Annotated in this window: 7 protein-coding genes and 1 pseudogene; 2 read left to right on the top strand and 6 right to left on the bottom strand. The window is 68.8% G+C overall.

Annotated elements, in window-relative coordinates; genetic code table 11:
• Positions 1-140 precede the first annotated feature (140 nt).
• The 6 genes and pseudogenes from RZ84_RS20115 to RZ84_RS20095 all read right to left on the bottom strand — a co-directional run bounded on the left by RZ84_RS20115 (position 141) and on the right by RZ84_RS20095 (position 3391).
• Complete coding sequence (locus tag RZ84_RS20115) at positions 141-548, bottom strand: rodlin (RefSeq protein WP_043265458.1); 408 nt, start codon at positions 546-548, stop codon at positions 141-143.
• Positions 549-903: 355 nt separating this feature from the next.
• Positions 904-1050, bottom strand: a pseudogene (locus tag RZ84_RS41445) (RdlA protein); the annotation flags it as partial.
• A gap of 248 nt (positions 1051-1298) precedes the next feature.
• On the bottom strand, positions 1299-1598 hold the full coding sequence (locus RZ84_RS20110; protein WP_043265457.1) for a hypothetical protein: 300 nt from the start codon (positions 1596-1598) through the stop codon (positions 1299-1301).
• 268 nt (positions 1599-1866) lie between these two features.
• Positions 1867-2100, bottom strand: a complete 234-nt coding sequence (locus RZ84_RS20105) for a chaplin (protein ID WP_043265456.1) — start codon at positions 2098-2100, stop codon at positions 1867-1869.
• A 320-nt stretch (positions 2101-2420) separates the two neighbouring features.
• Positions 2421-2870: a rodlin gene (locus RZ84_RS20100; RefSeq protein WP_052230044.1), complete on the bottom strand. Its 450-nt coding sequence runs from the start codon at positions 2868-2870 to the stop codon at positions 2421-2423.
• Between the two features lie 248 nt (positions 2871-3118).
• A complete protein-coding gene (locus tag RZ84_RS20095) occupies positions 3119-3391 on the bottom strand; it encodes a chaplin (protein WP_043270367.1) in 273 nt (90 codons plus the stop codon).
• A 424-nt stretch (positions 3392-3815) separates the two neighbouring features.
• Between RZ84_RS20095 and RZ84_RS35115 the strand changes: the two genes are divergently transcribed.
• Complete coding sequence (locus tag RZ84_RS35115) at positions 3816-4250, top strand: DNA glycosylase AlkZ-like family protein (RefSeq protein ID WP_052230043.1); 435 nt, start codon at positions 3816-3818, stop codon at positions 4248-4250.
• Positions 4247-5926: a bifunctional 3'-5' exonuclease/DNA polymerase gene (locus RZ84_RS20085; RefSeq protein ID WP_043265455.1), complete on the top strand. Its 1680-nt coding sequence runs from the start codon at positions 4247-4249 to the stop codon at positions 5924-5926. The genes RZ84_RS35115 and RZ84_RS20085 overlap by 4 nt, the downstream gene beginning before the upstream one ends.
• The last annotated feature ends 74 nt before the right edge of the window (positions 5927-6000 follow it).

Below are 6000 nucleotides of genomic sequence, written 5' to 3'. Positions count from 1 at the left end.
AACCTTTCTTCAATTTTGCCAGAAAAACCCCGCTGGCCGCTGCGTCCCCCCCCTCGTGCCCGCCGCCACGACCGGCGGCCGGCTCCCCGCACAGGTGGACCCGGCCGCCCGGAACGCCCTCGGTGCCGCGGCCGAGGCCGTCAACGGTGCCGCCTGCCGTTGCCCGAGTGGATCGGAATGTCGTCGATGACGTGCGACAGCACCTCGTCCCCCTTGGCCTGCGTCGAATTCCTGGTGCACTGCTGGTTCTGCGGCGAGGACATCACATTGATGTCCTCGACCGTCACCGGCACGCCCCCGAACAGCGAGCCGACGTCGCCCTTGGCGGGCAGACCGACGCGGAACTCGTTCAGGCTGCCCTGGAGAAGCCCGAGCTGCGTGCTGCGCTTGCCGTGTGTCCTGGAGTTGCCGTACACGCTCTTGGAACCGTTGCCGCTAACGGTGCGGGTGCCGTCCTGACCACCCATCGCCATGGCGTGCGGAGCAGCCGCGGCCGGGAATCCGACGCCCGACGCCGCAATCGCCGAGGCGGCCATCATCTTCCTCATCGTGCAACCCCTCCGGGAGAAGGAACTCCCGGCACGGGAGCCCTGTTTCGGCAACAGGCCGTAGAGATGTAGAGATACGGACTCCGCCCCATCACCCGAAGAGATGGCGACACCTCTCCCAAAACGGCACCACCACGATTTCCGCAGCCCAGAGCAGAACCGCAACCACGACATAAACCGGGCCCGAAAACCCGCACGAAAACCCCTCAGACCCTTTCTCACGAATAACAATCCCACACCCTGCCCGCGACCCGAAAAATAGAATTCGGACCGCCCGGATAGAGGAACTCCGGACGGCCCGGCAATTACATTTCTCACGCGGTCGGCGCCGCTTGCGCTCGCCGTTCTCGGGGTGAATCAGAATGTGGTCCAGGACGCGCGACAGCGACTCGTCACCCTTGGCCTGGGTGGAATTCTCGGTGCACTGCTGGTCCTGCGGCGAGGACCGCACATCGACGCCCTGAACCGAGACCAGGACAAAGCCAACCAGCGACCCGAAGTTCCGGGCCTGTTTCTTTGTACTCGTTCACGCGGCCGAGCCGGCGCCCGATCCGTCGTGCCGACCAGGCGCCCCGCCTGGAATGCCGCACGAAACAACGCGGCTGCGATTCGCCATCCGGACCATGCTGCCGACCGTCCGGTTCCGGCCGGCGCACACGTTGCTGGTCCGGCGGCTGAGGCGTCTCACAGCCGCGCCGATTTCACCGGGCGAACACACAGGAAAGTGAATTTTCCGGGTCGCCGGATGCGTTACTTGGTGACCGGCAGACCGCCGAGCAGCGGACTCTTCTTCTTCGCCTTCTTGTTGGTCCCCGTGGCACCAACAAGAAGCCTCTTCGGTCCGTACTTGACGGTTTCTGCCGTCGTCTTGACGGTGTCGACCAGCGGCGTGATCTGGTGGCCGTCCAGCTGCTTGTTGTGCAGCGCTTCGGCCACTCCACCGTTGAGGCTCGTCTGCGGCGAGCCGTGATTGGCAGCGAAAGCGGGGACGGCCGCACCCAGCGCCATGACAGAACCGGCCACAACCGCGGCAGACTTCGCGTACTTCACTTTCAACTGTCCCTTCTGGGGCGGTGCATGTGGAGATCGCGGCATCAGCGCCGCGTGAGCAATCACTTCGCTGCTCGGAACACCGCTTTTCCCCCTGACTAACGAGTGCCGCCCCCCGGAGAAACTATGGATTTCCGCCTTCTTGGCGACGCCACTCGAAAGCTTCCGGCCGTTCCGATGCCCCGGGCGGCCCGAATGCCGCCGGCCCCGACGCGCAGGGAAGGCGAGCCGGGGCCGGTCACGACAACACAGCTCGAATTTCTTCGACTCAGCGGTTGATGCACTTGTTGCCGAATGCCGGGTTGAGCAGCCCGAGGAAGTCGGCCGTGTTGCCGCAGACGTTGATCGGCACGTGGATCGGCACCTGGACGACGTTGCCCGAGAAGACCCCAGGGGATCCCTTGGCGCCACCCTTGGTACCCGCGTCGGCGAACGCCGGCGCAGCAGCGCCCACGGCCAGGAGCGTACCGGCGGTGACTGCGGCGACCTTTGCGTACTTCACTTTGCGCCCTTCCTGCAGCGGGTCCGTAGCGCACACGACCGTCGTGTCGCACGGGCGCGGATCTGCTCGCCCGTAACTCCGCTGTCGATATTGGTAACGATTTCCCCTCGGCAACGAAACCCTTGCGGAGAAGTTTTCGGAAAAATCGCCCGATCGCCGCAAGGCCATTTCGGACAACATCCCGCACATACGATGCGGAAAGAACACCACAATTCGAACAGGCGGGGCACCTACCGAATATCAATTCCCGCCGATAGGGGGCGGATAATTCCATTCCTATCCTTCGCCACACGGTGCGGCGGGCCGGGGCCGCGGGGAGATCAGGCGGCAGAAACCCGGACCGGCGATGGATGGCCGGCCCAGCGGTTGTGCACGCCGTTGCCCGAGTAGATCGGAATGTCGTCGATGATGTGCGACAGTGCCTCGTCGCCCCTGGCCTGGGTGGAATTCGCGGTGCACTGCTGGCTCTGCGGCGAGGACAGCACATGGACGTACTGAACCGTGACCGGGACGACCCCGGCCAGCGAGCCGACGTCGCCCTTGACGGGAAAACCGATGCACGGCTTGTTCAGCGAGCCCTGGACGAGCTCCAGCTGCGGGCTCAGCTTGCCGTGCGTCTTGGAGTTGCCGAAGACGCTCTTGGCACCGTTCCCGTTGACCGTCGAAGTGCCGTGGTGATCACCGGTCGCCATCGCCTGCGGGGCGACCGTCGCGGAGATACCGACCAGAGACGCGGCCACAGCCGTCGTGGCCAGAACCTTCTTGATCACATTTCACCCTTCCCGAAGCGGAGCGCCCGTGTCCAGAGCGCACTGGTCAACTCCCCTTCGGGGGTGCGGTTTCGCCGATTCACCCGGTTGCCACGCAACCATAAACAGATATCACCGCACCCGGACCTCCGCGCGGCGTGGTCCTCGCCGGGCCGTGCCGAATGCCGTTTCGGGAGAGCGGACCGGCCGGGACACGGCGTGCGGAAGGCCCACCCGGGAGAGGGCGGGCCTCAACCGCTGAGCGGGGATTACTTGTTGATGCAGATGTTGCCGAACGCCGGGTTGAGTACCCCGACGAAGGGGTCGACGGCGTTGCCGCAGACGTTGATCGGGACGTGGATCGGCACCTGGACGAGGTTGCCGGAGAACACGCCGGGCGAGCCCACGGCCTTGCCCGCGGCGAAGGCGCCCTTCTTGTGCTGGTGGTGGTGATGACCGTCGGCGTTGGCCATACCGGCCCCACCGATGACGGCGATGCCCGCGGCGGCGGACAGGGCCACGGCCTTGGAGACAAACTTCACGGTGAACCTCTTCACTGAGCAGCATTCCGGATTCTGTACGCGCCGCCTGGAGCGACAAGCAGTTCAACGCAACAAACCGGGTAAAAGTAGCGGGACCAATCGGGTGATAATGGACGAAAGTGTCGTATGGGACAGCAGTGGCGCCCGCGTCGTGCGCTCAACCGCTTCCGATCCCCGCCGTCCGCGCCATCGTCCCACGTCAGGCGTCACACACGGCCGATTGTCAGTGGCGTCGTGTGCAATGGCGTCATGAAGGTATCCCACGCGCAGGTGCTGACCTGGCGGTCGCGGCAGCAGTGTCCGGCGCCGCGCACCGACGCCCGGCCGAGGAAGTGGTGGCGCGGCTGGCCGGCGTCCAGGCACAGGTCGCCTCCGCCGCCGAACTCGCCGTGATGACACGGCAGATGGCCCCGACGCCGCTGCCGTGCGGCGTGCCCTGGCCGCGCGCGCCCTGGTCAAGACCTGGGCGATGCGCGGCACGTTGCATCTGCTGCCGGCCGGCGGGACGGCCGCGTACCTCTCGCTGCTGGGGGCCGCGCGCACCCGGGAAAAGCCGTCCTGGCAGCGGGCGTTCGGGGTGGCTCCGCAGCAGATGGAGATGCTCGGCGAGGCCGTCGACGAGCTCCTGGACGGTCGGCTGCTGACCCGCCAGGAACTCACCGCGGCGTTGCTGGAGCGTCCCGGGAAGGGCGTCGCCGTCATCGGGGGAGGCGCCCCGGACGGTGCCCGGGGCCGCCGCCACGGATGTGCCGGCGCTGCTCGCAGAGGCACCGTCGGCGACGGAGCCGTGCTCCCGATGCCTCGCCGAGGCCGGCGTCGGCGGCATTGTCAGACCCTGGTGCAAGACTCGGAGCCATGAGATGGGCGGTGGCAGAGACGGACGACGGGGGTGTTCGTCTCTGCCCGCTCACTCAGGACGGGCGGCCCGCCGGTCCGGTGGTGAGCGAGCCCTCGCTCATCGAGGCGGTGCGGTCGCGCCCCGAGGTCGAGCGCTGGGTGTGGCGGTCCACGGCCGAGAGTTACCGGCGCCTGCTGGCCGCCGGGGTGCGGGTCGAGCGCTGCTACGACGTCGAGGCGGCGGAGGCGCTGCTGATCGGCCACGAGGAGGGCCAGTGGGGCCAGCCGCGTTCGCTGGCCGCCGCCTGGGCGCGGCTGCACGGCCTGCCCGTCCCGCAGGACACTCCCGCGCGCGCCGCCGAGACCCAGCCGTCCCTGTTCGAGCCGGCACCCGTGCCACTGCCACCCGGCACGGACGAGTTCACCGCGCTGCTGGAGGTCTATGCCGGTCAGGTGGCGCGTACGGCCAAGACCGAGCAGCCGGAGCGGATGCGGCTGCTGCTGGCGTCCGAGTCGGCGGGCATGCTGGTCGCCGCGGAGATGGCACGGACCGGAGTGCCCTGGCGGGCCGATGTGCACCGGCAGGTGCTGGACGAGCTGCTGGGCGAGCGCTATCCGGGCGGGCTGGAACCGCGCCGTATGGCGGAGCTGGCCGACGAGGTGTCGCGGGCCTTCGGGGAGGGCGTACGGGTCCGTCCCGACCTGCCCAACGACATCATCAGGGCCTTCGCCCGTGCCGGCATCGCCCTGACCTCGACGCGCAAATGGGAACTCCAGCAGATCGACCACCCCGCGGTGGCGCCGCTGCTCGCCTACAAGTCCCTCTACCGTCTGTACACCGCCCATGGCTGGTCCTGGCTCCAGCAATGGGTGCACGACGGCCGCTTCCGCCCCGAGTATCTGCCCGGCGGCACGGTCTCCGGCCGCTGGACCACCAACGGCGGCGGCGCCCTCCAGATCCCCAAGGTGATCCGGCAGGCGGTGCGCGCCGACCCGGGCTGGCGCCTGGTGGTCGCCGACGCCGACCAGATGGAGCCGCGGGTGCTGGCCGCCGTCTCCCGCGACCGGGGCCTGATGGAGGTGGCCGGCAGCGGCAGGGACCTGTACGCGGATCTGGCGGCGCGGGCCTTCGGCGGCGACCGCGACCAGGCCAAACTCGCCCTGCTGGGCGCCATTTACGGCCAGACCTCGGGCGACGCCCTCAAGCACATGGCCGATCTCCGCCGCCGCTACCCGGCCGCGGTGGCGTATGTCGACGAGGCCGCCCGCGCCGGTGAGGAGGGCCGACTGGTGCGCACGTGGATGGGCCGCACCTGCCCGCCCGCGTCCATGGCCACCCCCGACGAGGCGGGCCTGCCCCAGGAGGACGACGCACCCACCGGATACGGCAGCAGCTCCGCGGCCCGCGCCCGCGGCCGTTTCACCCGCAACTTCGTGGTGCAGGGCAGCGCCGCCGACTGGGCACTGCTGATGCTGGCCGCGCTGCGCCAGTCCCTGGCAGGGGCCGAACTCCGCGCCGAACTCGTCTTCTTCCAGCACGACGAGGTGATCGTGCACTGCCCGGCGGAGGAGGCCGGGGCGGTGTCCGAGGCGATCGCGATGGCGGCGGACTCGGCGGGCCGGATCGCCTTCGGGCCGACACCGGTGCGGTTCCCGTTCACGACGGCGGTGGTGGAGTGCTACGGGGACGCGAAGTGAGCGGGCGGTGGCGGGAGCGGGTGGCCGCGCCTCGGGTCGTCCCGGGTGCAGTCCCGCCTCAGGCGCGCGGGGCG

This window comes from Streptomyces sp. CT34 (genome assembly GCF_000805335.1).
GTDB lineage: Bacteria > Actinomycetota > Actinomycetes > Streptomycetales > Streptomycetaceae > Streptomyces.
The sequence above is the reverse complement of the archived record's forward strand: the minus strand, read 5'-3'. Positions and strand labels throughout refer to the sequence as shown.

Bases quoted from the DNA above. Each gene is read 5' to 3' on its own strand.
- RZ84_RS20115 (WP_043265458.1), bottom strand. From the start codon at position 548: ATGAGGAAGATGATGGCCGCCTCGGCGATTGCGGCGTCGGGCGTCGGA.
- RZ84_RS20085 (WP_043265455.1), top strand. From the start codon at position 4,247: ATGAGATGGGCGGTGGCAGAGACGGACGACGGGGGTGTTCGTCTCTGC.